Below are 21705 nucleotides of genomic sequence, written 5' to 3'. Positions count from 1 at the left end.
GTCCGCTCCTATCAATGAAGGAGCTTATCTCGCGGCATCATTCACAAAAGAAAAGGTGGGATGTTCGTCGCGCTCACGTTTCAGTTGGAACGTAAACAATTGTTATCGTGGCTTGATTCAAAAGACGTTGGCAAGATAATTGCTCGATATCCGATTAGAGAAACAATGGCATTAGAAGGGGTGGTGAGTGCGTTACAGTTCAAGAATAGAAACCAATATGAGGCAGCCGTTCGTAAGCTATTGATGGATAGTTCTGAGCTGAAGGCGATGCTGATCGGTTTTTTTGGGGGGCTTAATGCTGCACTATCATGATTGCGTAGTCTTTAGTATTTCTGGGTGAACTCGGTTTCCTAGTAATCGGATCTCGATCCAAGCTATCTATTTCAATTATCACGCTCAGCGTCGACATAAACCATTCTTCGAATTAATACTTTACGTAATTTGCATCATAAGATCGACGTAACTAACACTTAACGCGGGATAACCCTTTCTTCCCTCCGAAGGCGTTGAGAGTTTGACTGACGAGTTAAGGTTTCCTTACGCTGTTGAATTTCATGGAAATTTGGCTACTGGACTTTGAAGCAATTCTGCCGGTTCCACGTCAAGCGCCTCGGCTAATCTGCCAAGAATGTCGATACTTACCCCGTAAATACATCTCTCCAATGAGCTGATATACGTGCGGTCAATATTCGCACGATGCGCCAACTCCTCTTGCGACAAGCCTTTCGCCAGCCTCAGAGCCTTCAAATTCTGTGCGAATGTCTCTCTCACGTCCATAAAACGCAGAAAGACGAGTTGTAGAGAATTCGACCACGGAGTATTCTCTACAGAAGCGGCTTGCAATGTTCATATCCCTTGTACGACGCGAGCGCTCGCAAGGGATTATCCGGGGGGGAAGTATGAAGCTGATTTCTATTGTGACACTATCCGTCGCATTGGCAGCGTGCACGACAAGTTCAAGCGTCTCACCACAAATGGCTAGTGCTCAAAAGCTCTACAATCAAAAGATGGATGAATGTGAAGCGCGTCAACATAAACGTGCGGTGGATAAGGTTCGCTGTATCAACGGTGCCGAACAGGTTCTTTTACCAGTTGCAGGAGGGGACGTTGATCTACTCCGTCATCAGATGGCAAAACGTGTCGAAATTGCACAGCGGTTTGATGCCGGGAAGATAAGCCGTGCTCAAGCAAATAGCGAACTGACGTCGCTTTACTCGCGGGTAGCATCAGAAGCACAGCAACGTCAGTCTCAACGCATGCAGGCCGCTGCTCAGTTCATAACGGCGCAAAGTCAGGCAGACACGATGCAATCTATCGCAAATTCGCAATCGCGCATGGCTACTGCCATGGAGAATGCTAACGACGCACATCTTCCGCGTTGGCAGCGCAAAAACCCCAACGGACTGCTATATTGAACGGGTGCAAAATGTCGAAACAAAAGCGAGGCATTTGGATTAAGGCTACTGCGTATGCAGTCTGGTTTCTGCTGATTGCATCAACCGCTGCAAATGCGGACTGGATCAATTCCATTGTCAACGGGACAACGAACAACGCAAAAGAACGCGTCACTGAAAAGGTTTTGCGTGATCATGGCCTTGATAAAGGTTCTCGTAAGACGTTCGGGCCGTACACGTGCAAGGATGATTGCTCCGGTCATCAAGCGGGATACAATTGGGCAAAAAAGAAGGCTGTCCGCGATGGTGCTCAATGCAAGAGCAACAGCCAGTCATTTACAGAAGGTTGTTTATATTACGCTCGTCAGACAAACGACCGTGAAGAGGAAATGCTCACAGCCGCAACACATGTCTACCTGACTTTCAAAGAAAGTGGTGTGCAAGGATTAATTCGTGAAGTGAAAAGCTGCTACGCTAACAGGCCGAAGGATACGTATTGCGTAAACATCGATATCGGTGCTCGTTATATCGATGACATCGGTGTCCAGAACGAAGGATTTCCACGTACTGAATATTTTGACGATACTGCATGGGAAGCGCGCACATCGAAATTGTTCGTCAAAGAAGGCGTCACCATGGATCGATATCGTAAGTATCGTGCAGTAGTGTACCGAAATATGGCGCAGGCGATAGCAAGATTGATGAAATAAGAGCGATCAGATCACGTCAATTCCTGACGAATGTACTTCCGCATATGCATTTCGAAGCCAATAATATCCCCTCCACACAAGAAGCGGATCGAACTCATACCGTTTGAATTCTGGTTTCCTCCCCGCCTTTTGGTGTTCATCAATGATCGATTGTCTCTTGTAAACCTCTATTTCCTTCATAACTAGTTCTTCTAGCCAAAAATCAAGTGCCTTGTGAACAGCACCGTATGACGCCTGTACTTCATTTTGTATTTCCATTATCGAACGTGTGGCGCTTCTATTGCCAAATGTTCCTATAGCTGCTTGTGCATATTTTTCGCTGATCATGATCGGATTTTTACTGACATCATCAACCACGATAAAGCACTCGGCCCATGACGTGGTTTCCGCTAACGCGAATAATACCGCTAGCCGTAGTGAGGTCGCGCGCATTGTACCTGAGATGATGTACCTCTTCACGAATTCATGAGTAATCGCAGATTGTGTGCCGAACTGAAAATCTGCTGGAGCATGCTTAACATTAAATAGAGGGCAGTCATTTTTACGCATAGGTTTGCCGTCTGCCCCTAGAATTGGTGTTGGGCGAGGAACCTTGACCAGTTGGCGTTGACCAACTTGTGAAAACAGGATGCTGTCAACCATCTGGGCCACTGCAATTTTTGGCTCAATTGAACCAATAATGCGCGTTTTTGGTTCAAGCCGAAAAACGGCTATAAAAAAGCGCATTATTTTCAATTGGATAGAATGGAAAGTGAAGATATTCCGGTAATACTTATATATATTACTGGGATGTATTGACCCGCTGTTGGGCCGCGATCCATCCACGGATTACTCCGGTGCGATACGCGACCATGCGGCCAATTTTCACGAACGATGGCCCTTTCCCCTCATGACGCCAGCGAGCGAGCGTCTGGGCCGATATGCCGATATACAGGGGTAGCCTGCGCGACGGGATCAGGGTTTCGTCATTGTCAGGCAGGGGAAGCAGGCAGATTTGAGTATCAAGGGGCATTGCTTTCACTCCATAGGAACCAGAGGAAAGCGTTCTAAGTCGGATGCTAGCTGAGCCGTGAGGACATTACTCCATCACGCGGTGCATGATCCGTGCATTGAGCTTATCGCAGATACGTGCAACACGTTCATCATCTGCAACCTCAAATATCGCGGCTGCAAGCGCAAACTGTTTGGATAAGATGAATTCCGCAAAACTATCATCGTCGTACGTTCTGGACGGATCCAAACCAGCATCGCGTACTTTTCTATAGCGTCGGTATTGACGCGTGATCGTATCAATCTTGTCTTCGTTGTCAGAATTGCTGTTCACCTCGGCAAGGTGTTCTTCGATGACAGACCGAATTGCAGCTGTGACTGTACCGCCTTGTCGATAACGTTCATCAATCAGTTGAAAAATTTTTAGATTGTTCTGGCTGACTGGTTTGCCTTCCGCCTTGCGTGGTGAGGCTTTCATGCTGCTTTTAAATGCGCGTGCAGTGTTTTCATCAAGGCTGCGATAGAAATCTTTCAGCCTAGCTTCAAACTCTTCCGTGCTCATTGTGGGGGAGAATTGGCGCTCGTTCATGACTGTTTCGAGTGATAGGACATGCGCACGCCATGAGGCGTCGTTGCTTTATGTAGAAAATAGAACGGCAACTAAGTATCGGTTGACCACAAGCCAACACAGAGACCGACCGCCAATCCGATAACTCCCACTAAATCGAATGTTATCCCTCGTACCGACATGCTGAATATTACAAGCAGGGCCAATACTCCCGCCCAAAATGCGAACGTTGCAAATCGGACGGCTTCAATATTACTCATGGGGAAAAATCGTCGGCTTGTCCAAATTGCAATACCGCCGAGAATAATCCCTCTGAGCATTTCTGGAAACCAAAGTCCGCCTATTTCATCGACGTAGGGTATCCATGATGATCCGCCGATAAAAAACTTAAATACGAAGGCGTAGGCCATTACGATTAAAGCCGCTGGGATCATGGCGGGTACTATCATTACGATTGAAACTATTGCAGCAACGGCAGTTCTGTCCGAGGACGATGTAACGTTTTGCTGAATATCTGACATTTTCTCCCCCAATAGCCATGAACCATTTTGTTCAAACCCCGCACTATCATCATTATTCGATTATCCGCAGTCAACGTCCTCCGGTATTGTATTTACGAACATGATATCATTCAGGTGATCACACCATTTGTTCAGCGCATCTCGACGTTCTGGAATAAATGCATTCTTTTGATAGACAGCGGCAACACCACTTATCACGCCGCTCTTATGATTAAGGATAGCATCAGCGACGTGGATCGCAACGCCGAGCATGGAAAGTTCGGTCGTAACGGTTCTACGTATGTCATGCAGTCGCCAAGGTGCTAGTTTGACCTGTTCAGGATTTGCGCCTTTATCGGCTGCAAACTTACGCAGCCTTTCCAACATTTTTTTATCGAGCGCCGCTTTGCATTTCGAATAACCACTAAAAGGCGTGTTGCCTGTAGTGGTGAAAACAAGATCGCTTACGACATTGTCGGCGGACACAAAACGACGAATTGAATGCAGCAACGTCAACGCATTCTTTGACAGATGCACTTCGTGCGCCTTTCCGTTCTTGGCGCGTTCGGCTGGAATGGTCCATGTTGCTTTATCAAGATCAAGTTCGCTCCATCGCATTTCACCAACCTCATCGCGTCGTTGCGCTGTAAGAAACAGCAATTCAACAATCTTTCCGTATGGATAGCCAATGCTTTTCGCCGCCATCAATGCGGCTCGCGTTTCATCGGTCGAAAGAGTGTGATCACGCGACACTTCCTTTGTAGGTAATGAAATGCCGTTGGCCGGTGAGATTGCGATAATGTCCCTCGACACGCACCAGTTCATGAATTTGCGGATAGCAGCCAATACACGGTTTGCCATGTAGGGCGCGCCGCGATCTCGAATGCCTTCAAGCACAGATAGAATATCGTGCTTGGTAATGACATGAATGGACTTTTTGCCGTGTTTCGATAGTAGCTCGCGTTCTAGAATGCGCTTTGTCTCGTCGTGTGTTTTGTTCTGCGCTGCGTGTTTTTTCAAAAACTCGTCAACCAGATCGGTCAGAATGTCGGATGACTTGCGTTGCCGTTCAACGCGCTCGATAGCGCCGACATCGTTGCCCTTGCTGCTTTCCGCCAAAACCTCGCGTGCACGATCACGTGCTTGCTGCACAGTCCATTGGCCATGTGGGCCGATAGTGTACTTCCTTGCAGCGCCGGTATGACCTTTCGGACGGTGCATCACGAGAAACACCTTCCTGCCTTTAGGTGTCACTTTGACGCTAAACCCTTTAAGTTCGCGATCCCAATAGAACGCGTCCTTGTCGGTAGGCTGTAGATTGTCGATATATGATTTTGTCAGCTTGACGGGTTGTGACATGCTTGCCTCCATTGCTGCCTAGGAATATCATAGGCAGCAAATGAAAGGAAGCGATAGGAATCGGGTAATCGCGATTGATTTGATAATTTGTGTAGATTCAATATGATAGGAATATAGTGATATCTATTGATAGTAGCTCAGCCGGTAGAGCAACTGACTTTTAATCAGTAGGTCCGGGGTTCGAACCCCCGCGCGCTCACCAAAATCTCCAATAAAATCAGTCACTTACCTTAAATCCTCTACTGATTTGTTCGGGCATTTGTGTCATGGGTACCGTATGGGTACTCATTTGCAATGCTGGGTACTGGCGGTCTGATTTCAGGTGCAATCAGTTCCGCGAACCACCTTGCCGCCCTGAGAAGCCATCGCGCCGTCATAATTCTTACGAACGCCATTGGGTCGCCCTCCGGCGGCGGACAAGCCTAGCAAGATCATTTCTCGCCTGCCGGTAGCCACTACCGTCAAAGCTGAGGGAGCGAGGCCCGCCATAATCGGCGTGGCTGTCGTCGGTATCATAGTTTGCCGAGAATGGTTCCGGCATTTCTATGCCGCGCTGTGTGACCTGTTCAGGCCAGCCAAGCGTCAGTTCATCGTCGCCGCTGTCGCTATGATCATGCGGCTCATCTGTCACTTCGCCGCCGTGCTCGTTCTCGTCCTCGATTTCGTCATCCTCTAAATCAGGGTCGCCATCCATCCGGTCGAGATACCAGATCATTTCCTCAATCCACTGTTCCAGCATCAAGCGGCGGAGGCGTTTCACTGCAGGGCCTGTTACTCGCATGTGACCGCTCCATAATTCTGAATGCCTGCCAGATAGCCCATAGCGGCCCGTATCATGCGTTCGGCGGCTTCCGATCCGTAAACGCCGTTGCTGTCAGCCATAGCGATCTGCAAGGCTTTCAAAGCGCCCTGGCGGGTCCATGCTGGTTGTGTCCAGTTACAGAGAACTTCGAGCGGCGGACCATAAGACACCTCGGCATAGGCCTGCGCCTCGTCATGGTCCTCCGGGGCGTTCTTGTTGAAATCATTGAGAGCAGCCAGATAAGCATCAATCGCTTCAAGCAGCGGATCGTATGACGGCTGCGTATTCGTGGCCTGCAAGCCCACTATGGCGCGGTGAGTGCTGATCGGCCCGAACAGTACCGGGCAGCTTACCGACCGACTGCGCGGCGTGATTGCGGCCATCATCGTACCGTCTGCATATTCGTCCAGAGCATCGCAAAGCTCATAAGATAGGCGCGTTACTCGGTCGATGGGGCGCTCGCTTTTTGGCAAACCTTCGGCGGTTGCCTGACCTTGCTGTGTCGGCATCATTGTCTCTCCACTTGTTAATTTATCAAGTAGGATTGAATTAATCATAATTGTAATCGTCGTCAACCCCACTTGATAAAAAAACAATCGCGGTGTAGAAAATAGCCATGATCACACCAGAGCAAATACGTGGAGCGCGAGCTATGCTGGGCATGACCCAAGCCGAGCTTGCGAAACTGGCCGGTCTATCTACGACTGGCCTTAACAATATTGAACGCGGCAGCGCTGATCCGAAGGCTTCGACGCTATCGGCTATTCAGGCTGCGCTAGAGGGCAGGGGGATTGTGTTTCTCGCCAATGGGGATAATCGCGATGGCGGGCCGGGCGTTCGGCTGAAGGCCTAATCAACCTTTCGCACAAATCGAAGGGTTGAAATCCGCAACGGTTGCGCATTTGAAAAGTGACGGCGGCGATACTCTTCATGTTTCGCCACGAAACTTGCCAGCTTGGCAGATTTGAAATCCGTCACTGTTCTGGTCTGGAACACTGAAAGTGTCCAGAGTTCTGGATACTTCAACCGCCCCAAAATTGGGGGCGTCCCCTTGACCGCCCGCCGCGCCTCTGCCAGCTTGCGGCAAAGGGGGCTGGCATGCGGACATTGTTCATAATCGCGAGTTGGATAGCTGTAGCGGTCTTTGCCGCCTACCTTGCTGGCGTTCGCGTAATCGTCATCCAGCCGCTCAATGCATTGCCTGACGGCGGTACAGCTGTCGTTTGGGGCGTGAAGGGCTATCGGCTGATCGATAGTGCTGACGCGAAATGTGTCCGCGATGAGGGAGCCGTCAATCTATTCTGTCGCATTGGCGTCCTGAAGGACGTTGCTGAGAATGGGACAGTTCTCTTCCGGCTTCCATACAGTGAATTTCTTTTTAAGCTGACAGGTGAAGTATGAAGTGTTTTGCATTTAAGAATGATGTCACGCCCAATCTCTATGCAATCACGCCAGATAGAGAAGGCGCGAAGATTGATGGCACCAAAGGGCCTTGGTCCTTTTTCAAGGAATTCAATGTCGAGCCTGGACAACGTGGGGTGATAGGACTTCCGACCAACTCGGACCAAGTCCTTTTGGACCTTGAAGGCGCTGGCGTTCATTACGTCTCAGTGGGTCTTAACTTTGATGTTTTTCCGTCCCGATAGGTTATCATCGACACTACCCGGTTGCTCTGCTTTTATGGCGCGGTAAGCAACAGGGAGGCTTTTATGAGTGACAAGAAAGAAGGCTGGGGAGAGATAACGGATGCTGTCTTCTCCAGCCTAAAGAAAAATTGGCCTAGTGATTTTCCCGCTGAACAAATGAGACGCGTGCGAGGCGTCCGCTTCGAACCCGGACAAACAGCCCCGGAACCTGTGGTACAGGTATCTCTACAAGGCCAGAACAATAGCTTGGAGCAGTTTCATGTTCCCCTTGCTGACGCCATGTATCTGCTTGGCGCTCTTCAGGAGTTTCAGAAGCTGACGGGTGCCGAGATACCAGATAATCCTCCAAGTCAGAAAGAGTAATCGGATAAGGCGTCTCACGGGACGCCTTCTCTGTCTTCGTCATGGTGTTTTCCTTTCCCTTGGTTAAGCCGCCTGCTTGAAGAAATAATCGAAGACTGGCGGCGATATCCGTTTAGGTATCTGTTTGCCCGATATCACACGGCTTGCCTGATTTTTGCACGACGCCGAACAATACTTGCTGTACGGCAGACTTGATCGAAATGCCGCGTGACACCACTGGCAGGTCAGATCATACTTCACGGTCAGTCCATGGGCCTTTTTGCATGAGACACTGCAAAACACATGCTCACGGCCTTCACGCAACGTGTGAGGCTGGAATGCGATCCCGCATTGTCTACATAGCTGTGTCGGCAGTCGCTTCGATGCTCTGGCGCACGGTTCCGAACAGAAAATCGTTCTGTGACTAGACGGACGAAACTGCTTGTGACAATGCGGGCAATCGCGCCTAGGCAACACTTCAGCAGCTTTGAATGTGCATTCTCGGCTGCAATACTGCGCACCCGGCTTGAACGGTCGAAACTGTTTTCCGCACTCCAGGCAAGCTTTCGGCTCGTTCTTTCCACGACTGATCGCTGACCACGCAGCAGAATATGCAGCGTCGGAATGATGACGCGCTTTGAAGTCTCGGTATTGCAGGGCGGATCGGGCGCACACATCTGAACAGAAACGATAGTTCGCGCCTTCGCGAAACATATCTTCCGGTATTTCGACACCGCACCATTTACAGTTTTCGCTTGGCACAGAGTATTCACGCTGGCCTTCATCCCAAACGGGTCGTGCGTAACCCAAATGTGCAAAGGCACTGTTGATTAGATTAGCTGCTTCGAAGTCAGCGCGATCCCACGGATATCCCCTGACACAAAGGGCTGCCCGGATCCCGGCGCGTACTGGGCCCTCGTTTTCAAATTTGCTCAGCCGCCAATCTCGCAGTGCGTCCATTACAAGATCGACCACGTGGCGGCGAGCTTCTCCCTTATATACCGCGTCTAGCTTCTTCGGTTTGGTGCCGTAGCGGTACTCGCCATAGCCAGCGCGAAGACCATTCTTACGGCTGTAATTGGCGTTGCTCATCCGAACACCGCATCGAATAGGTCAGGACTGATCTCGCCGGTTGGCCGTGGTGCTACGGCCTCTTTGTCGGTGACACGCTTCGAATAGAAATCCTCGACATAGGCGGCATCCATGGCGCGCAGGATCGCCACGTGATGAGCGGCAAGGCTCCAGCGATGCAGCCGAGCATATTCGGAAATTTCCGAAAAACTGATCGGATTTGGCCCGTTCATGTGCCAGGTGCGGGCGGCATTCAGGTCCATGAACCAGTTCCACAACAGCGAGCCACCGGGCGGGACTATGACAGGCTGAGACGTGGCGAGCGCCTGCTTGAGCGCTGCCACCATAGCCTTTTCGAGACGATCTGTAGCGGCCATTAGCGGATACCTCCCTTACGGCGAACTTCAGCTGCTCCATGGGCCGCTCGCACCTTAAACTCATTGCTATCGGCAAACCTATCCACAGCCTTCTGCGCAATCTGTGCCGACTGGTTGGTCACGTAGGCCTGAAGATTTCCGTCCTTATCTACAGACACTTTGATGTCCGACTGCACGTTGACATGCTGGCTGCCGCCACCCGATCCCGATTGCCCAAGCATATGGTTTGGCGTGACCTTCGATCCGCGTGGGAGTTCAACTCTTTCAGGGCCTTCCTCGCCCACGATGGCAGTTCCACCGGGCGCAAAGGTTGTTCCTCTGGCATAGAGACCGATCCCGCCGCCCATCGATGGCGCAGACGGGAAGAAGCTCGTGCCACCGCCGAATAAGCTGCTGAAGATGTTTCCGCCTCCACCGCCGCCGAATAGCGCATCCAGTCCAGAGTTAAGGAAGCGGTCAGCCAGTCGGCCAAGGGCGTCCGCGAGAACATCTGAAGCCTTGGCACCATTCAACAGACCGGAAACCAACGTACCGGCAAATTCGCGGCCCATATCGTTCAGTTCGGCAAGCGCTTCCTTCTGCTTCTCGTGCGCTTCGTTTGCCTTGTACGTGCTTTCTACTAACGCCTCGATCTTCTGCTTTTCCGTTTCGGTCGCAGCCGCTCCGGCCTGCCGAACCGCGGTCATCTTGGCCTTTTCAACAGCGGACTTGCCAACCAGCGAAGCTTCAAACTCCAGATCGGATATGAGTTGCTTGACGGCTTCACGCTCGCGGTCGGCTGCTTTCGCGGCCTTCTCACGTGCACGTTCCTCGTCAGATTTCTTCTTGCTGCCCTTCTTGTCATCAGGCGGGACATAAGGCTGGAATGTCGGGCGAAGCTCCTTGTTCGCCTTTGCTTCGTCCTCAGTGCGTTGGCTCAAGATCGCAATGATCTTGTCTTCTTCGGCATTGAGCGCGTCCATGCGCTGCTTCAGTTCACCGATCTGCCCCGACAGAATACCCGGCGAGCCGCCTCCTGATCGGGTCATCTCATCGCGCTCAGCTTCCGCTTCCCTGATTTCGGCGGCCAAGGCGTTCTTCTCGCCCATGATGGCCGTCTGTCGGTTCTGGAGCGTCCGGCGTGTCTGGTTCTCAAACTGATTGAAGCTATCGATGAAGTCGAAGAGAGCTTGGGCTGCGTCGACAATTGCGCCCTTCAGCGTCGTTCCGACAGTCGAGGCCATAGCGTTGAACTTCTTATCGATCTCGGCGGCGCGGTCTACCCACTCCTTATCGAAGACGGCACCCATCTTGTTTGCTTCTTCAATCGTCGCAGAGATGCCCTGGCGGCCTTGCTCAATGAGCCTGACGAACTGTTCGCCGCCCTGACCGCCCAGAAGCTCATCGAAGATACGAACACCGGCGGCGGTATCCTTCAACTGCCGGGTGCGCTCGATCAGTTCCAGCATGAACTTCGAAGGGTCTTTGATGCGCTCCTTCACCTCTGCCGGTGACATGCCGAGCCGCTGAAAGCTCTCCGCTGCCGATCCCTTACCTGTCTGGATATACTCATCAGCGCGGAGATTGAGTTCCTTGAAGCCATCAATCAGCGCATCAATGCCGATCTTGTTCTGGTCGGCAACATAACGCCAGCGTTGGAAGTCCTCGACGCTGATCCCTGCCGTCTTGGCTTCTCGTCCCAACTCGGCAAACGATGACGTGACACCTTTAACCGATGTCGCCAGAACACCAAGCCCCGCTGTCGCCACACCGCCGACTAGCCCCAAGCCGAACGCCTTGCTGTAGCTGCCGATATTGGTGCCGATTGTCGCGAATGCCTGATTGATCCGGCTTGCCGAGCGTGTGGCATCCTGCTCCATCTGTCGGGTCGCCCGTGATGAGTTCTGGCGCAGGCTTTGATATGTGCGTGTCCCGGTGCGCTCGGCCCGCTTAAACTCCTTCTCGAAGTTATTGACGCGAGCCTCCAAGGCCACAAACAGGCGTTCGGTATCGTCAGCCATCAGATGAAATCCTCAATATTGCCGGTGAAAGTGTCGTAGCTGGATCGCCCGCTATCCCCTTGAGAACAGCGTGAAACGGCCATGGCAGAAGCCACAGCGCCGTCGATTGACATCCACATTTTCGGTTTGGTGAATTTGGCGACATGGCCTTGGTCGTTGCGCTTCACAACGACATTGGAGAAGCAATGGCGCAGCACTGGATTGCCGCCGTGCCGGAACTCTCCCGCCAGAATAGCCCGCTCCAACTCATGGACTGCGGGCATCATCAGGGATGGAACTTGCCGCATGTCCACGGCAGGCAGGCCCATTTCGAGAAGCTTCGGCTGTACTTGCTTCGCCAGATATGGGTCAAAGGCGATTTCCTGCACGTTGAAATCCTCGCAGATATCCACGATGCGGTTCGTGATCGCCTGATAATCGATGGTGTCTTCGCCGGACGCGGAAATCAGACCTTCGTCCACCCACTCGCGATATGAGCCGCCGGACATATCTTCACGGTCATCGATATTGTTTTGGGGACAAAAGAACCACGGATGCACAACATACCCGTCAGCATCACGCCAGCAGGCCACAATAACCGATAGATCGATGATCGAGGAAAGATCGACACCGAGCCAGCACGGCTCATCTCTAAGGCTTTCGAGGTCAATCTGACCCTTGCCAGCATCATAGATATCCATGTCCACAAACGGGTCTGTGGCGGCGTCTAGCCAGATGTTAAGCTTTAGCTGTCGAAGTGACTGACGCTCGCCTACGCTGCGCTCCGCCCGTTTGGCGTGGCGTCTGAAGCCATCAAGGGACGGGTAGCCGTGGCGCAGACCCGGATTGACCTCATGCCAGACATTCTCATCCCGCCAGTCATCATTGCGATCAGCTTCAAAGAGGATCGGGAGAATAGACGGATCATCCACCTCGCCACGGGCGACCTTGCGGGCGTCCTCGACCACATCCCAGGCTATGTTATCCTGCCCGCGTCCGGCGGTCGTGGCGACAACCAGAAGCGGATTGTCGGTCTTGTCCAGACCAGTTGTCAGGGCTTCCCACAGGAAACGGTTCGGCCAGATATGGATTTCATCGGCAAGAACGAATGCCGGGGTTCTGCCGTGCTGTGTTCCGGCTTCACCTGAAATAACTTCGAGGAATGATCCTTCCTTGGGGTAAACGATCTTCTTGGCGCTGTTGTGTGCGTCATAAACACGGGTAGCAGCGGCGACACGCTTGTCAGCCCGGATAATCCCCAGCGCTTCCTTGAACGCAATCCCGGCCTGTTTCCGGTCGGCTGCGGCGAATATGGCTTCGCCTTGCGCTATCCGTTCCGGCCCGATGGTATGCAGGAGCGCGAGTGCAGCGGCCAGCGAAGTCTTGCGATTGCCGCGAGGGAGCAACAGCACCACAGTCTTGACGACGCGGGAGCCATCAGGATGACGCGGGCCATAGATGCGCCGCACAATCCGCTCCTGCCACTCGTCCAACTGGAAGGCATTTTTCGGAAGGATCGACTTCGGATGACGCAAGGCGCGCAGAAACCGCACGGCGCGGTCGCCATGCCCGAACGTATCCTCGATCTCGGAACCGTCATATATCCAGTGGGGATAGGTCTTCGTCGCCATCTGACGCTTTCCTCACTGCTGGCCGCGAGCGCGACACAGGTGTCAATCCAAGTTCGGCGGCAAGCTGGCGCGCTGTAGTCATCGCCTTGTCCTGCGCACGGAACAGCGGAGCTTCAAAACCTTCCTGCAATTTGGCCTCAAGCTGACGCACCCGGCCCATGGCAATGCAGTAGTTTTCCAGCGAGCCGATATCGCCATTCGTCAGAATACGGCGCTCAATCAGACCCTTGATGACCCGACGCCATTCCTTCTTTGCCTCGTCAGAAATCCAAGACGGCGGCGCAGGAACGCGCTGCATCGCGTCATTGTCGATTATTAGCTGTGGCTTGGTTCCCTTCATGGTCGGCTCACACACCTGATTTCCAGGCCCTGCTTGCGACCGAGTTCCTTGGTCTCCTTGATGTCGAACTCCGCACCCGCATAGATGATCTGGTCTTCGTTCTTCACGCCGGGGAAATACCGGGTGCGGAAGATAATCACCGTGTCATCGCTGGCACCGTAAGAGCGGATATATTCTTCGGTGCTGGCCTGCACGATCTGGGCGCGCAAGTCTGCCAGCTTCGCCCACGTTGGCGTCTGGTTGCCCATGCCATCGTCAACGTATGTGGCGCGCTGAATGGTGATGAGGCGATCAAGCTTACCGGCTCTCATGAAACCTCCTGAGTGATTGCCCGCACAGTGACGATACCGTGGCTAAAATCGCCCTCTGGATCGCGAAGAAAGCGGGTGCGGTACACATGGCAGTCAGCGAAGTGAAAGCCGTCCACGGTCTGAAATCGAGCCTTTCTGACGGCTTTGGTTATGGCTGCGGCAATATACTTGCCACCGGCGAGACCGGGTTCCTTCTTCCAGATATGCAGATCGTGGAAAACTATGGTCACATCGCGGGCCAGATACTCGGCGTCGTCAGTCTGATCGGTGCCAAGATTGATAGATGGATCGACCACAGGACGCGCATTCGTGTCGTGGATATTCAACGCTGGCACCAATGCAATGACACCCGCGTCGTTGCGCAGTCGCTCGATTAATGCCTTCTGGAGTGCGATTTCCGGGCTGCTCATAGAATGGTTCTCCTATTGAGCCAGATGCGATGAGCATGGCCGGGAGACTTGCGAGCCTTGCGCATGATGCGTCGGACCTGAAGCGTCCACATGAAGCCGCGCAGGCGATGAATGAGTGCTGTCATTTCTTGCCCCAATTCTCGCGGATTGCCTTGCGCATGGCCCGCTTTATGCGGTCACGAGCGCGCTTGTTCTGGGTGCGGACTGTCGGCCAGAAGAAAGGCTGTTCCTTCGCTTTGGTGGTTCCGTACTCGACCAGATGCGCGTACCGCACATCCTTGTTACCGGCTGTAATCACGGCCTCGTTTTCCTTGGTCTGATAGCTGCCGCCTGGCTGCGAATACGGCGGCGTCTGCTGACCCGGCCCGGTCACCTGAATGCTGTCGATCAGCGCTCCGGTGTCGCGGGAGGTCTCGGCAAGGCGTTTCATGCCTGACGCCATTTCCTGCGCAGACTTTAGCAGCGCGGGCTTCACGGCCTCGCGAACCGCTTTCGGGATTGCGTTCATGCGCCGCTGGAACCGCGCCAGTCCACCATCATCAGCCATCAGAACACGTACCTCCTGAACTCGTTGACGATAGGCCAGACGCCGAAGGGGAGTTCCTGCGCGTTCACGCCGACAAGCACGGCCTCGCGGTTCTCGTACCAGTTCGCCGCTGTCTGATAGATGACCTCAATCAACGCGTCCGGCACGGGTTCCTGATCGTCGCCGCCATAGACATCGGTGATCTTGAAGCCGAGCAGGCTTTCGATATAGCTCTGGGCTGCCTTGAGCTTGCGCGTCAGAATAGCGTCATCGTCCACGCCCTGATCGGCTGTGAAATTCAGCTGTTCTTTCAGGCCTTCCAGCGTCACGATTTCAGCCATTTGCGAAAACTCCAATTTGGTAATGTCTTGCGCGAAGTTCCCCGCGCCGGTCCCCGCCATGGGTCGAATGTTTGAGACCACCCCCGGCCTGATGTCGGTCGAGGAAGGTCATTGCGGCGTTGAAGCGTCGGGTTGTGATCGATGCACCACTCATCAGGCGGTCGAGCACCTTGCCATCGTTGAAGATGCGCGTTGATGCCGTCGCGATGGCTATGCCGTGAGCATCCGCGTACCGCTTCGCCTTTCGCACTAGCTCTGCCACTTGCCATTCGATTGTCATGCTGCCCTCACGATGTTGGATTGCAGAAGCAGACCGAACGACCAGCACACCACGCTATTCGCCTCGTCCATCACCTCGCTTGCTGACATGACATGAGCGATGAAGCGCCGTGTCGCACCATTGGCGAAGGTCAGTTGAAAGGCGTGAGGGTCAACGTTGCTCTCCGCTGTGAGCGCGAGCAGTTGGCCTGCATCCTCACTATCCTGTGCAACGACAACCTCCATGGTGGGCGCAGGGCGTACCGCCTTCTGGTGATTGGGGATGGGTGGCTCGTCAGGTGCATACGGATCAGGCAGTGTGGTGCTGACGGTCTGCCATTCACCACTGATCTGCCCAAGGCTGGATAGGCCATTCACCTGTGTCCATGCCTCGCCGTCGAAGTCAGACGCGGTAACCTGTCGAGCGTACCAGTCTGGCCGAGACGCTCCTATGTGCAGGGTAGTGCCTGACGTGGCGAAGAACATAGATTAAGCCTCCGCAGCGTTGACGCGCACGATGTTGGAATTGATGCCAAGCGTCGAATTGAGCTTCATCACGTTGTTGGCCGTATCCAGCTGTTCGGCTGCGCTCATGACCTTGGCGATGAATAGGCGCTGCGATGGCGTACCGCCTTCAGGAGCGTCATTGAACTCGACCTTGAAAGCATAGTCATGGATGCTCTTCTCGGCAGCGAGCAAGGCGATCTGGCCAGCGTCGGCATAATCGATGCCAGAGACCATCTCCATGTTACCGGCGTTGCGAGTACCCTTGAGCTTCTGGGTACGGTTCTTGCCGATGTCGTCAAAGGTGATCTCGGTTGCTGTATCGCCAAATGTGCCGATGCTCTCCAGATTGTTAACCTGGGTCCACGTCTGGCTTGTGAAGTCAGCGGCCACGAAATCGGCAGGCTTTGCATCAAGCACAGTTCCGATGAATACCTTCGCGCCAGCGGTTGCAAAAATAGGCATGAGTTAGCCCTCGTTCTGATTGCGCCGCTCTTCTGATTGCTTGGCGCTGGAATGACAGGATGTGCAAAGGGGCTGCCAGTTGGCTCGATCCCAGAACAGTGTCTGGCTGCCCTTATGCGGTTTGCGATGATCGACCAGCGTGGCAGGCTGTCCACAACGGGCGCAGGATGAATAGACGGCAAGATATTCCTTGCGGGCCTTCTCCCACTCGGCTGTGTAGCCACGCTGGCGTGAGGTCGGGCGCTTCTTGTCGAAGCGGGCTTTGCGCTCCTTCTCAAGGCGCTGCACAGTGATGCATGGCTCTTTACGGATGTGAGCCTTGCCGCAATGACTGCATATGGAAGGAGCGCGTGTCGGCATATCAGGCCACCGGAGCGATGTTCGGATGACCGAGAATGGCGACAACACCGGCGGCGATGCTCGTGCCGCCTGCCTTGGTGGCAACGGCGCGGACATAACGCTTGCGCTTCGAACCGATATAGCCGATCCGATAGGCCGCATTGGCTGCAAGGGTGGCCGGTACGCTGCCGAGAAGGTCAGCAGCGTCAACATCCGTCCAGCCGCTCGTTCCCGTGTCGCTTTCCTGAAGCTTCACAGTGAAGTCGCCTGCCGTGTCGATTGCGCCGGTGTTGATGACGAACAGCGCGCTATCGAAGCCCTTGAGGTCGATGGATACGCCGTTCGTGTTGGCGGCCAGAACTGCCGGAGCAATCGCCTGAACCGCCTTGTTATCGTGGAAGGTGTCTTTCATGGCTTGGCCTCCTTAGCTCGCAGCGATCTTGAGGAACTTGATCGCATTGAAGTCACCGGCACCGCCGCCCACGCGCTTGTACACGTCGAAGACGATACGGCCCTTCTGGGTGAGTTCGTCGCGGTTGATGCGAACGCCCTGACGGTCAACGATGACGTAGCCCTGACGGAAATCACCAAAGGCGATAGGCAGGGCATTGGCGCCGATATCAGGCATGGTTTCATCGATCTCGACACGCTGGCCGAGAAGCGGATGTTCGATACCTTCGATCAGGTTGCCCGTAGGTGCCCACAGATAGCGGTCGTTGGCGTCCTTGATCTGGCGCAGGCGGATTGCCGTATTGCTGTTCATGACGAACACGGCATTGCCCTTGTACGGGCGGCGCAGCGTGGCAACGAGCTTGATCAGGGCATCGGCCAGTTGAATGTCGGTCGGGTTCGCACCGGATGCGACATACTGGTAATTGCCCCATGCACGGGTGAAATCCTTCTCCGGTGCTGTCGGGTAGGTCAGCAGGCCGGTAGGAGAATTATCAATGCCATCGCCGGTCATGAATGCCTCGCCTTCAGTCTCGCTGAAGTCGTGGGTGGCATTGTTGATCAGCCAGGAGGCGATATCGGTGGCAGCATCATCGAGCAGATGACGGGTGGCGACCGGAGCCGCATAGAGTTCGGCCACACCATACGAATGCTTGATGAGTTCGGGGCGAGCCGTGTCCTGCGGACGTTCTTCACGTTCCGAAACCCACTTCGCGCCGCGCTTGCCCATCGAATAGAAGCGCTCGTACTTGTCGGTCGAAATACTGACGACTTCAGCAAGGCCGCGCATTGGCGACAGGTCGGTCATCAGATTGCGAATGCTGAGGTCCACGGTCGGCAGAACGAAATAACCGCCATCGACGTTGTTGTCAGACGCTGCCGCCTTGACTTCAACGTCCGAACCAGTTCGAGCGAAGTGAGAAAGAGCCTTACGCTCGATTTCACCCTGTTCTTCCGTGTTCGCCTTGCCGCCACTGAGGCGACCATGCTTCTTTTCGATCTCGTCCAGACGATCCACAAGCGCCTTGATTTCGGGATTGCCTTCAACCTTCTTCAGCCGCTCGTCAATCGAGGTGCGAAGATCGTCAAGGGACTTGGTGACCAGAGAGACAGGATCGCCCTCTTCACCTTTGCGAGTGATTGCCACGCTGCCGAGCAGCGCCTGCTTCATGACATGCTCCATGTCACTTTTCTCCAATCTGCGCGGCTGCGCGGTTTATGGCAGCGGCGATATTCAGCGCCAGCACTGCCGATTTGGCCGAAGTAACCTTCGCGCCGGGGTGCATCGGGATCGTCACGAGGGACGCTTCCAGAAGTTCAAGAGATTTGATGGTGCGCCCGCCGCCGGTGCGTGGGCTGGAGCTTTTCGTGATGAAGCCGATAGAGACGCCGCGAACGGCACCGGATTTGACCAGTGCGCGAACTTCACGAGCGCGTGGCAAATCATCAACCAGTAGTTTGCCGGTGAGATGCAGGCCGTCCGATTTTTCTTGAGCAAAATTCCAAGCTCCAATCGGATCGTTATGATCGTGCCCGAAGAGAATAGGGATTGGTAAATTGACGGATTTAAAAGCTCCCGGCTCAATCCAATCGCCAACTCGATCACCACTACCAAACGGCCAAGCCAGCCCTGAAATGGTGCCGCCTTCGTCAGTAATCATCTTGGTTTCAACGAACAGCCGATCCATCACGCCACCTCACGGAAGAAAGCGCGGTTGCTGGCGAATGCGTCGATCTGGGCTTCAACCCAAGAGACAGCCAGAAGGCGCAGGACGTTCGCATGATTGAAAGGGATCGACTGGCCGTGACCGTCATCGACATGCCACTTCGTCACAAGGCGGGCGAGACAGTTCAGGCGGGCGCGCTCGCGATCCTCGCCGGATACGGTTCCATCAGAACGGGTGCGCTCCATAAGCTCGTCAGTCATGGCGATACGGGCGTCATGCGCTGTCTTGCTGTCGGGACCGACAACCCAGAGCTTGATACCTGTCGGCGCGCCGGTGACGGGATCGAGCAATTCACACTCGCTCCCACGGTCCTGATCCGCCACATTGTTGAGGATGTCATCAAGCGTCATCGGTCGGTTCTTCCTCTTCGGTTTTCGGGTCATCCACCTTCGGACCGCCGTTGTGGCCGATACCTGGCTGGCTCGATCCGGTGTTCGGGTTTTCAAAGGTGTCGCCATCCGCTACCGGCTCCAGATCAAGCCAGTTGCGCGCCTCATTGCGCGTCATGACCATGGACGAGCGTAGCGAACTGATTGCAGTCGCACGGGCGGTCAGATCGACGTTTGTGAAGTCGTCACGGTCGAAGCGGATGGCGTGGTTCTTGCGCTCGTCCTTGGTGAACAAGGCACGACGCAAGGCGCTTTCGAGGGCCTGAAGCCACGGCTCAAGGCAAAGCTGGAGAAACTGCCGGTGCATCTCAGCACTATTCGACCAAGTGGCCTTAGTCAGATCACCGAGAAGGGTAGCCGGAAGGTTGAAGGCGCGGGCGATTTCCTGAAGCTGGAAAAGGCGAAGCTGCTGGAACTGCGCATCAACAGATGACATCTGTAGCTGCACCCATTCAACGTCGTCATAGAGGATGCCGGTCTTCCCGGCGTTCTCGACGCCATCCATCATCAGACGCCACGTGTCGATCATGTTTTTCGCGCCCTGATCGCCAAGCGGCTTCTTGGTGCGAAGAAGGCCACCGGGACGTGCGCCACGGCCAAACAGACGGGCGGCGTGACGCTCCATGACGATAGCAACGCCGATAGCCTCACGGCACAGTGTCAGGGGAGACTTGTCGTAGGTGCCGCGCAGATGGATGATGTCGGCGGCATTCTGGATAATACCGTTCACGCGATAGCGAGGCTGCAAATCGTCATCGGGATAATCGACGTTGATGAAGCCGGGGCGGTAGCGAATGATCTCCAGAGGACGATTGTCAGAACTACGGGTGACACGGGCAAGCCCGCCCTGATCCCGGCAAAGCGCATCGACCATGATGGAGCGGATCAGTTCAAAGCCGCTTGTCCACTCGTTCGCCTCGCCACGAAGCAAGGCGGCAGCGGGGTGGCCCTCTACTTCCGTCTCGGTGCCGTCCGGGTTGATTTGGACAACCTTGCTCTTGAGGCTGGCAGCAGCTTCGGAAATGGTGCGCACCGCTGTCGCGACGGCAGGGACGCGCAGGGCGGTCTCAATCGAAACTGCAACGCCTGTCGCTGTCGGAATACCACTGCCGATCAGTTCATGTATCTGCTCGTCAGTCAGTGCTTTTTTGCGGTAAAAGGGCCATATCTTCATGACCCTGAAAATGATAGGGAATGACTGAAAAAGCCATTCCCCGAAACACGCTTATTCTTTTTAAAATCAGTTAGTTAATCTATTTGGTCGCTGAGTTTGACAGCCAAACAACAATTTCGGTTTTGGTAGCATAAAGCCTCCCGCCACGTCTACGCGCCGGGAAGCTTCTATCGTGCTTTTCGAGCTTGCAAACGAAGCTGCTCGACGTACCCATGAACCGCGCTATGGCAGACGGTCCCCAAAGGCTCTCTGTCGCCAACGAAGATCGTTTCGGTTGCGTTTCAATATGGGCCGTCATCATGTCGTACCGTTCAGGGGTGAGTTGCTTCATTTCAGATCAGCCTCCAGTCTGCGGATTTCTGCCCATGCTTCCTCCTGAGACTGGCATGTCATCAACCGCGTTCTTTTGCCGTCATCAATTTTCACGACATGACACTTGCCGCCACCGGCAAGAACGTCTTCGAAATGAACACCTTTCTTCATTGATCTCTTCGGCTTAGCCACTGGCTCATATGGCACATTGTGAAAGGAGCGCGGACGGCTGCTGGCGGTCCTGCTCTCCACCGGAATAGACGCTGGCTTTTTGCCGATGTTGAGCACCGCCTTCATCATGCGCTGGATTTGCTCTTCTGACAGATCGTCTTCAGGATTGCTCATTAGTTCGACCTCGCACGGATAAGGCGGGCTTCAGTTGCCGCCAGACTGGCTTCGAGCGCCGTCAGTGCGAACCGCTGGCGCAGTTCCTGAATAACCGGGTGCGGCTTCATATGGTCGGGCGTGGTCGCCAGCCATTTCGCTGCCTCGGTCACGCGGGGGTTGGTATGTGCGGTCATGCTGCACCTCCGATTATCTTGCTGGCGATCCATTCCGATTTCTTCTCTGCCGGATTAATCGGATCACCTTCCAGACGATCCAGGGCGCGCCATGCGTCCGAGTTTGTTTCGAAAGGGCCTGCGACGATGGAAGCGCCGTTCATGACGCAATAACCACCGTCTGGATGCTTACTCACAATCATGCGCGTTTCCTTTCTCCTGGTTGGTAAATCGTGGCCCGAAAATCCATGACGGTTGCCTGCTGCGGTTGGATAGGAATATTCCGCTCT

At 54.1% G+C, this 21705-nt stretch carries 36 protein-coding genes; 6 read left to right on the top strand and 30 right to left on the bottom strand.

The window, feature by feature from the left end; translation table 11 throughout:
• Window positions 1–60 precede the first annotated feature (60 nt).
• Window positions 61–312: a hypothetical protein gene (locus FG152_RS22530; RefSeq protein WP_498988529.1), complete on the top strand. Its 252-nt coding sequence runs from the start codon at window positions 61–63 to the stop codon at window positions 310–312.
• A gap of 240 nt (window positions 313–552) precedes the next feature.
• Here the strand turns inward: FG152_RS22530 and FG152_RS22525 are convergent, their stop codons facing one another.
• Window positions 553–777 carry a helix-turn-helix domain-containing protein gene (locus FG152_RS22525; protein ID WP_498988535.1) on the bottom strand — a complete coding sequence of 75 codons (225 nt, stop codon included), beginning with the start codon at window positions 775–777 and terminating at the stop codon, window positions 553–555.
• Window positions 778–899: 122 nt separating this feature from the next.
• Between FG152_RS22525 and FG152_RS22520 the strand changes: the two genes are divergently transcribed.
• Both FG152_RS22520 and FG152_RS22515 read left to right on the top strand, forming a co-directional pair.
• Window positions 900–1415 (top strand): hypothetical protein, encoded by a 516-nt coding sequence (locus FG152_RS22520; protein WP_498988526.1) that lies wholly within the window; start codon window positions 900–902, stop codon window positions 1413–1415.
• Between the two features lie 11 nt (window positions 1416–1426).
• Window positions 1427–2104, top strand: coding sequence for a hypothetical protein (locus tag FG152_RS22515; protein WP_498988523.1), 678 nt, complete (start codon window positions 1427–1429; stop codon window positions 2102–2104).
• Between the two features lie 6 nt (window positions 2105–2110).
• On the opposite strand, the gene FG152_RS22510 is transcribed toward FG152_RS22515, so the two are convergent.
• From FG152_RS22510 to FG152_RS22480, 7 genes are all read right to left on the bottom strand, one after another.
• Window positions 2111–2830, bottom strand: a complete 720-nt coding sequence (locus FG152_RS22510; protein WP_498988520.1) for a hypothetical protein — start codon at window positions 2828–2830, stop codon at window positions 2111–2113.
• A gap of 55 nt (window positions 2831–2885) precedes the next feature.
• Window positions 2886–3116: a helix-turn-helix transcriptional regulator gene (locus FG152_RS22505; RefSeq protein ID WP_498988519.1), complete on the bottom strand. Its 231-nt coding sequence runs from the start codon at window positions 3114–3116 to the stop codon at window positions 2886–2888.
• Window positions 3117–3182: 66 nt separating this feature from the next.
• Window positions 3183–3683 carry a hypothetical protein gene (locus tag FG152_RS22500; protein WP_498988516.1) on the bottom strand — a complete coding sequence of 167 codons (501 nt, stop codon included), beginning with the start codon at window positions 3681–3683 and terminating at the stop codon, window positions 3183–3185.
• A 71-nt stretch (window positions 3684–3754) separates the two neighbouring features.
• A complete protein-coding gene (locus FG152_RS22495) occupies window positions 3755–4183 on the bottom strand; it encodes a hypothetical protein (RefSeq protein ID WP_498988513.1) in 429 nt (142 codons plus the stop codon).
• Window positions 4184–4243: 60 nt separating this feature from the next.
• Window positions 4244–5521 (bottom strand): tyrosine-type recombinase/integrase, encoded by a 1278-nt coding sequence (locus tag FG152_RS22490; protein ID WP_498988510.1) that lies wholly within the window; start codon window positions 5519–5521, stop codon window positions 4244–4246.
• A gap of 382 nt (window positions 5522–5903) precedes the next feature.
• A complete protein-coding gene (locus tag FG152_RS22485; RefSeq protein ID WP_279698577.1) occupies window positions 5904–6302 on the bottom strand; it encodes a hypothetical protein in 399 nt (132 codons plus the stop codon).
• Window positions 6293–6835 carry a hypothetical protein gene (locus FG152_RS22480; protein ID WP_498988507.1) on the bottom strand — a complete coding sequence of 181 codons (543 nt, stop codon included), beginning with the start codon at window positions 6833–6835 and terminating at the stop codon, window positions 6293–6295. Before FG152_RS22480 ends, FG152_RS22485 begins: the two co-directional genes overlap by 10 nt.
• Window positions 6836–6975: 140 nt before the next feature.
• On the opposite strand from FG152_RS22480, the gene FG152_RS22475 reads away from it, so the two are divergent.
• From FG152_RS22475 to FG152_RS22465, 3 genes are all read left to right on the top strand, one after another.
• Window positions 6976–7176 (top strand): helix-turn-helix domain-containing protein, encoded by a 201-nt coding sequence (locus tag FG152_RS22475; RefSeq protein ID WP_302701006.1) that lies wholly within the window; start codon window positions 6976–6978, stop codon window positions 7174–7176.
• A 245-nt stretch (window positions 7177–7421) separates the two neighbouring features.
• Window positions 7422–7724 (top strand): hypothetical protein, encoded by a 303-nt coding sequence (locus FG152_RS22470; protein WP_498988503.1) that lies wholly within the window; start codon window positions 7422–7424, stop codon window positions 7722–7724.
• Between the two features lie 308 nt (window positions 7725–8032).
• On the top strand, window positions 8033–8332 hold the full coding sequence (locus FG152_RS22465; RefSeq protein ID WP_498988500.1) for a hypothetical protein: 300 nt from the start codon (window positions 8033–8035) through the stop codon (window positions 8330–8332).
• A gap of 63 nt (window positions 8333–8395) precedes the next feature.
• Here FG152_RS22465 and FG152_RS22460 read toward each other — a convergent pair whose 3' ends face one another.
• The 22 genes from FG152_RS22460 to FG152_RS22355 all read right to left on the bottom strand — a co-directional run bounded on the left by FG152_RS22460 (window position 8396) and on the right by FG152_RS22355 (window position 21618).
• Window positions 8396–9403 carry a hypothetical protein gene (locus FG152_RS22460; protein ID WP_498988498.1) on the bottom strand — a complete coding sequence of 336 codons (1008 nt, stop codon included), beginning with the start codon at window positions 9401–9403 and terminating at the stop codon, window positions 8396–8398.
• Window positions 9400–9759, bottom strand: a complete 360-nt coding sequence (locus FG152_RS22455; RefSeq protein WP_498988495.1) for a phage tail assembly chaperone — start codon at window positions 9757–9759, stop codon at window positions 9400–9402. Before FG152_RS22455 ends, FG152_RS22460 begins: the two co-directional genes overlap by 4 nt.
• On the bottom strand, window positions 9759–11759 hold the full coding sequence (locus tag FG152_RS22450; RefSeq protein ID WP_498988492.1) for a phage tail tape measure protein: 2001 nt from the start codon (window positions 11757–11759) through the stop codon (window positions 9759–9761). The genes FG152_RS22455 and FG152_RS22450 overlap by 1 nt, the downstream gene beginning before the upstream one ends.
• Window positions 11759–13369, bottom strand: coding sequence for a terminase large subunit (locus FG152_RS22445; RefSeq protein ID WP_498988490.1), 1611 nt, complete (start codon window positions 13367–13369; stop codon window positions 11759–11761). The genes FG152_RS22450 and FG152_RS22445 overlap by 1 nt, the downstream gene beginning before the upstream one ends.
• On the bottom strand, window positions 13335–13709 hold the full coding sequence (locus FG152_RS22440; protein WP_029924572.1) for a phage terminase small subunit P27 family: 375 nt from the start codon (window positions 13707–13709) through the stop codon (window positions 13335–13337). The genes FG152_RS22445 and FG152_RS22440 overlap by 35 nt, the downstream gene beginning before the upstream one ends.
• Window positions 13706–14020 (bottom strand): head-tail adaptor protein, encoded by a 315-nt coding sequence (locus FG152_RS22435; protein WP_498988487.1) that lies wholly within the window; start codon window positions 14018–14020, stop codon window positions 13706–13708. The genes FG152_RS22440 and FG152_RS22435 overlap by 4 nt, the downstream gene beginning before the upstream one ends.
• A complete protein-coding gene (locus FG152_RS22430) occupies window positions 14017–14430 on the bottom strand; it encodes a DUF3168 domain-containing protein (RefSeq protein WP_498988485.1) in 414 nt (137 codons plus the stop codon). Before FG152_RS22430 ends, FG152_RS22435 begins: the two co-directional genes overlap by 4 nt.
• The gene (locus FG152_RS22425; protein ID WP_318254681.1) at window positions 14427–14555 is read right to left on the bottom strand and encodes a hypothetical protein; all 129 of its coding nucleotides are present in this window, start codon (window positions 14553–14555) and stop codon (window positions 14427–14429) included. The genes FG152_RS22430 and FG152_RS22425 overlap by 4 nt, the downstream gene beginning before the upstream one ends.
• Window positions 14552–14977: an HK97-gp10 family putative phage morphogenesis protein gene (locus FG152_RS22420; protein ID WP_498988483.1), complete on the bottom strand. Its 426-nt coding sequence runs from the start codon at window positions 14975–14977 to the stop codon at window positions 14552–14554. Before FG152_RS22420 ends, FG152_RS22425 begins: the two co-directional genes overlap by 4 nt.
• A complete protein-coding gene (locus FG152_RS22415; RefSeq protein WP_196107490.1) occupies window positions 14977–15297 on the bottom strand; it encodes a head-tail connector protein in 321 nt (106 codons plus the stop codon). Before FG152_RS22415 ends, FG152_RS22420 begins: the two co-directional genes overlap by 1 nt.
• Entirely contained in the window at window positions 15290–15577 is a 288-nt protein-coding gene (locus FG152_RS22410) for a hypothetical protein (protein WP_498988480.1), read from the bottom strand. The genes FG152_RS22415 and FG152_RS22410 overlap by 8 nt, the downstream gene beginning before the upstream one ends.
• Complete coding sequence (locus FG152_RS22405; protein WP_498988477.1) at window positions 15574–16041, bottom strand: hypothetical protein; 468 nt, start codon at window positions 16039–16041, stop codon at window positions 15574–15576. The genes FG152_RS22410 and FG152_RS22405 overlap by 4 nt, the downstream gene beginning before the upstream one ends.
• Before the next feature lie 3 nt (window positions 16042–16044).
• On the bottom strand, window positions 16045–16524 hold the full coding sequence (locus FG152_RS22400; RefSeq protein ID WP_187963181.1) for a hypothetical protein: 480 nt from the start codon (window positions 16522–16524) through the stop codon (window positions 16045–16047).
• Window positions 16525–16527: 3 nt separating this feature from the next.
• Window positions 16528–16884 (bottom strand): HNH endonuclease signature motif containing protein, encoded by a 357-nt coding sequence (locus FG152_RS22395; RefSeq protein WP_498988474.1) that lies wholly within the window; start codon window positions 16882–16884, stop codon window positions 16528–16530.
• A gap of 1 nt (window position 16885) precedes the next feature.
• Entirely contained in the window at window positions 16886–17275 is a 390-nt protein-coding gene (locus tag FG152_RS22390) for a hypothetical protein (protein ID WP_498988472.1), read from the bottom strand.
• A gap of 12 nt (window positions 17276–17287) precedes the next feature.
• Complete coding sequence (locus FG152_RS22385) at window positions 17288–18484, bottom strand: phage major capsid protein (RefSeq protein ID WP_498988469.1); 1197 nt, start codon at window positions 18482–18484, stop codon at window positions 17288–17290.
• Window positions 18485–18497: 13 nt separating this feature from the next.
• Window positions 18498–19001 (bottom strand): HK97 family phage prohead protease, encoded by a 504-nt coding sequence (locus FG152_RS22380; protein WP_153527785.1) that lies wholly within the window; start codon window positions 18999–19001, stop codon window positions 18498–18500.
• The gene (locus tag FG152_RS22375) at window positions 19001–19390 is read right to left on the bottom strand and encodes a hypothetical protein (protein WP_498988465.1); all 390 of its coding nucleotides are present in this window, start codon (window positions 19388–19390) and stop codon (window positions 19001–19003) included. Before FG152_RS22375 ends, FG152_RS22380 begins: the two co-directional genes overlap by 1 nt.
• Window positions 19380–20603: a phage portal protein gene (locus tag FG152_RS22370; RefSeq protein ID WP_498988463.1), complete on the bottom strand. Its 1224-nt coding sequence runs from the start codon at window positions 20601–20603 to the stop codon at window positions 19380–19382. Before FG152_RS22370 ends, FG152_RS22375 begins: the two co-directional genes overlap by 11 nt.
• A gap of 327 nt (window positions 20604–20930) precedes the next feature.
• Window positions 20931–21260, bottom strand: a complete 330-nt coding sequence (locus FG152_RS22365) for a hypothetical protein (protein ID WP_498988460.1) — start codon at window positions 21258–21260, stop codon at window positions 20931–20933.
• A complete protein-coding gene (locus tag FG152_RS22360) occupies window positions 21260–21436 on the bottom strand; it encodes a hypothetical protein (protein ID WP_498988457.1) in 177 nt (58 codons plus the stop codon). Before FG152_RS22360 ends, FG152_RS22365 begins: the two co-directional genes overlap by 1 nt.
• Window positions 21433–21618, bottom strand: a complete 186-nt coding sequence (locus FG152_RS22355; protein WP_029924523.1) for a hypothetical protein — start codon at window positions 21616–21618, stop codon at window positions 21433–21435. The genes FG152_RS22360 and FG152_RS22355 overlap by 4 nt, the downstream gene beginning before the upstream one ends.
• Window positions 21619–21705 lie beyond the last annotated feature (87 nt).

Source organism: Ochrobactrum sp. XJ1, assembly GCF_024701725.1.
GTDB lineage: Bacteria > Pseudomonadota > Alphaproteobacteria > Rhizobiales > Rhizobiaceae > Brucella > Brucella anthropi.
The sequence above is the reverse complement of the archived record's forward strand: the minus strand, read 5'-3'. Positions and strand labels throughout refer to the sequence as shown.

Coding starts and splice junctions, on each gene's coding strand:
- FG152_RS22530 (WP_498988529.1), top strand. CDS start 61: ATGTTCGTCGCGCTCACGTTTCAGTTGGAACGTAAACAATTGTTATCG.
- FG152_RS22525 (WP_498988535.1), bottom strand. CDS start 777: ATGGACGTGAGAGAGACATTCGCACAGAATTTGAAGGCTCTGAGGCTG.
- FG152_RS22520 (WP_498988526.1), top strand. CDS start 900: ATGAAGCTGATTTCTATTGTGACACTATCCGTCGCATTGGCAGCGTGC.
- FG152_RS22515 (WP_498988523.1), top strand. CDS start 1,427: ATGTCGAAACAAAAGCGAGGCATTTGGATTAAGGCTACTGCGTATGCA.
- FG152_RS22510 (WP_498988520.1), bottom strand. CDS start 2,830: ATGCGCTTTTTTATAGCCGTTTTTCGGCTTGAACCAAAAACGCGCATT.
- FG152_RS22505 (WP_498988519.1), bottom strand. CDS start 3,116: ATGCCCCTTGATACTCAAATCTGCCTGCTTCCCCTGCCTGACAATGAC.
- FG152_RS22500 (WP_498988516.1), bottom strand. CDS start 3,683: ATGAACGAGCGCCAATTCTCCCCCACAATGAGCACGGAAGAGTTTGAA.
- FG152_RS22495 (WP_498988513.1), bottom strand. CDS start 4,183: ATGTCAGATATTCAGCAAAACGTTACATCGTCCTCGGACAGAACTGCC.
- FG152_RS22490 (WP_498988510.1), bottom strand. CDS start 5,521: ATGTCACAACCCGTCAAGCTGACAAAATCATATATCGACAATCTACAG.
- FG152_RS22485 (WP_279698577.1), bottom strand. CDS start 6,302: ATGCGAGTAACAGGCCCTGCAGTGAAACGCCTCCGCCGCTTGATGCTG.
- FG152_RS22480 (WP_498988507.1), bottom strand. CDS start 6,835: ATGATGCCGACACAGCAAGGTCAGGCAACCGCCGAAGGTTTGCCAAAA.
- FG152_RS22475 (WP_302701006.1), top strand. CDS start 6,976: ATGCTGGGCATGACCCAAGCCGAGCTTGCGAAACTGGCCGGTCTATCT.
- FG152_RS22470 (WP_498988503.1), top strand. CDS start 7,422: ATGCGGACATTGTTCATAATCGCGAGTTGGATAGCTGTAGCGGTCTTT.
- FG152_RS22465 (WP_498988500.1), top strand. CDS start 8,033: ATGAGTGACAAGAAAGAAGGCTGGGGAGAGATAACGGATGCTGTCTTC.
- FG152_RS22460 (WP_498988498.1), bottom strand. CDS start 9,403: ATGAGCAACGCCAATTACAGCCGTAAGAATGGTCTTCGCGCTGGCTAT.
- FG152_RS22455 (WP_498988495.1), bottom strand. CDS start 9,759: ATGGCCGCTACAGATCGTCTCGAAAAGGCTATGGTGGCAGCGCTCAAG.
- FG152_RS22450 (WP_498988492.1), bottom strand. CDS start 11,759: ATGGCTGACGATACCGAACGCCTGTTTGTGGCCTTGGAGGCTCGCGTC.
- FG152_RS22445 (WP_498988490.1), bottom strand. CDS start 13,369: ATGGCGACGAAGACCTATCCCCACTGGATATATGACGGTTCCGAGATC.
- FG152_RS22440 (WP_029924572.1), bottom strand. CDS start 13,709: ATGAAGGGAACCAAGCCACAGCTAATAATCGACAATGACGCGATGCAG.
- FG152_RS22435 (WP_498988487.1), bottom strand. CDS start 14,020: ATGAGAGCCGGTAAGCTTGATCGCCTCATCACCATTCAGCGCGCCACA.
- FG152_RS22430 (WP_498988485.1), bottom strand. CDS start 14,430: ATGAGCAGCCCGGAAATCGCACTCCAGAAGGCATTAATCGAGCGACTG.
- FG152_RS22425 (WP_318254681.1), bottom strand. CDS start 14,555: ATGACAGCACTCATTCATCGCCTGCGCGGCTTCATGTGGACGCTTCAG.
- FG152_RS22420 (WP_498988483.1), bottom strand. CDS start 14,977: ATGGCTGATGATGGTGGACTGGCGCGGTTCCAGCGGCGCATGAACGCA.
- FG152_RS22415 (WP_196107490.1), bottom strand. CDS start 15,297: ATGGCTGAAATCGTGACGCTGGAAGGCCTGAAAGAACAGCTGAATTTC.
- FG152_RS22410 (WP_498988480.1), bottom strand. CDS start 15,577: ATGACAATCGAATGGCAAGTGGCAGAGCTAGTGCGAAAGGCGAAGCGG.
- FG152_RS22405 (WP_498988477.1), bottom strand. CDS start 16,041: ATGTTCTTCGCCACGTCAGGCACTACCCTGCACATAGGAGCGTCTCGG.
- FG152_RS22400 (WP_187963181.1), bottom strand. CDS start 16,524: ATGCCTATTTTTGCAACCGCTGGCGCGAAGGTATTCATCGGAACTGTG.
- FG152_RS22395 (WP_498988474.1), bottom strand. CDS start 16,884: ATGCCGACACGCGCTCCTTCCATATGCAGTCATTGCGGCAAGGCTCAC.
- FG152_RS22390 (WP_498988472.1), bottom strand. CDS start 17,275: ATGAAAGACACCTTCCACGATAACAAGGCGGTTCAGGCGATTGCTCCG.
- FG152_RS22385 (WP_498988469.1), bottom strand. CDS start 18,484: ATGAAGCAGGCGCTGCTCGGCAGCGTGGCAATCACTCGCAAAGGTGAA.
- FG152_RS22380 (WP_153527785.1), bottom strand. CDS start 19,001: ATGGATCGGCTGTTCGTTGAAACCAAGATGATTACTGACGAAGGCGGC.
- FG152_RS22375 (WP_498988465.1), bottom strand. CDS start 19,390: ATGACGCTTGATGACATCCTCAACAATGTGGCGGATCAGGACCGTGGG.
- FG152_RS22370 (WP_498988463.1), bottom strand. CDS start 20,603: ATGAAGATATGGCCCTTTTACCGCAAAAAAGCACTGACTGACGAGCAG.
- FG152_RS22365 (WP_498988460.1), bottom strand. CDS start 21,260: ATGAGCAATCCTGAAGACGATCTGTCAGAAGAGCAAATCCAGCGCATG.
- FG152_RS22360 (WP_498988457.1), bottom strand. CDS start 21,436: ATGACCGCACATACCAACCCCCGCGTGACCGAGGCAGCGAAATGGCTG.
- FG152_RS22355 (WP_029924523.1), bottom strand. CDS start 21,618: ATGATTGTGAGTAAGCATCCAGACGGTGGTTATTGCGTCATGAACGGC.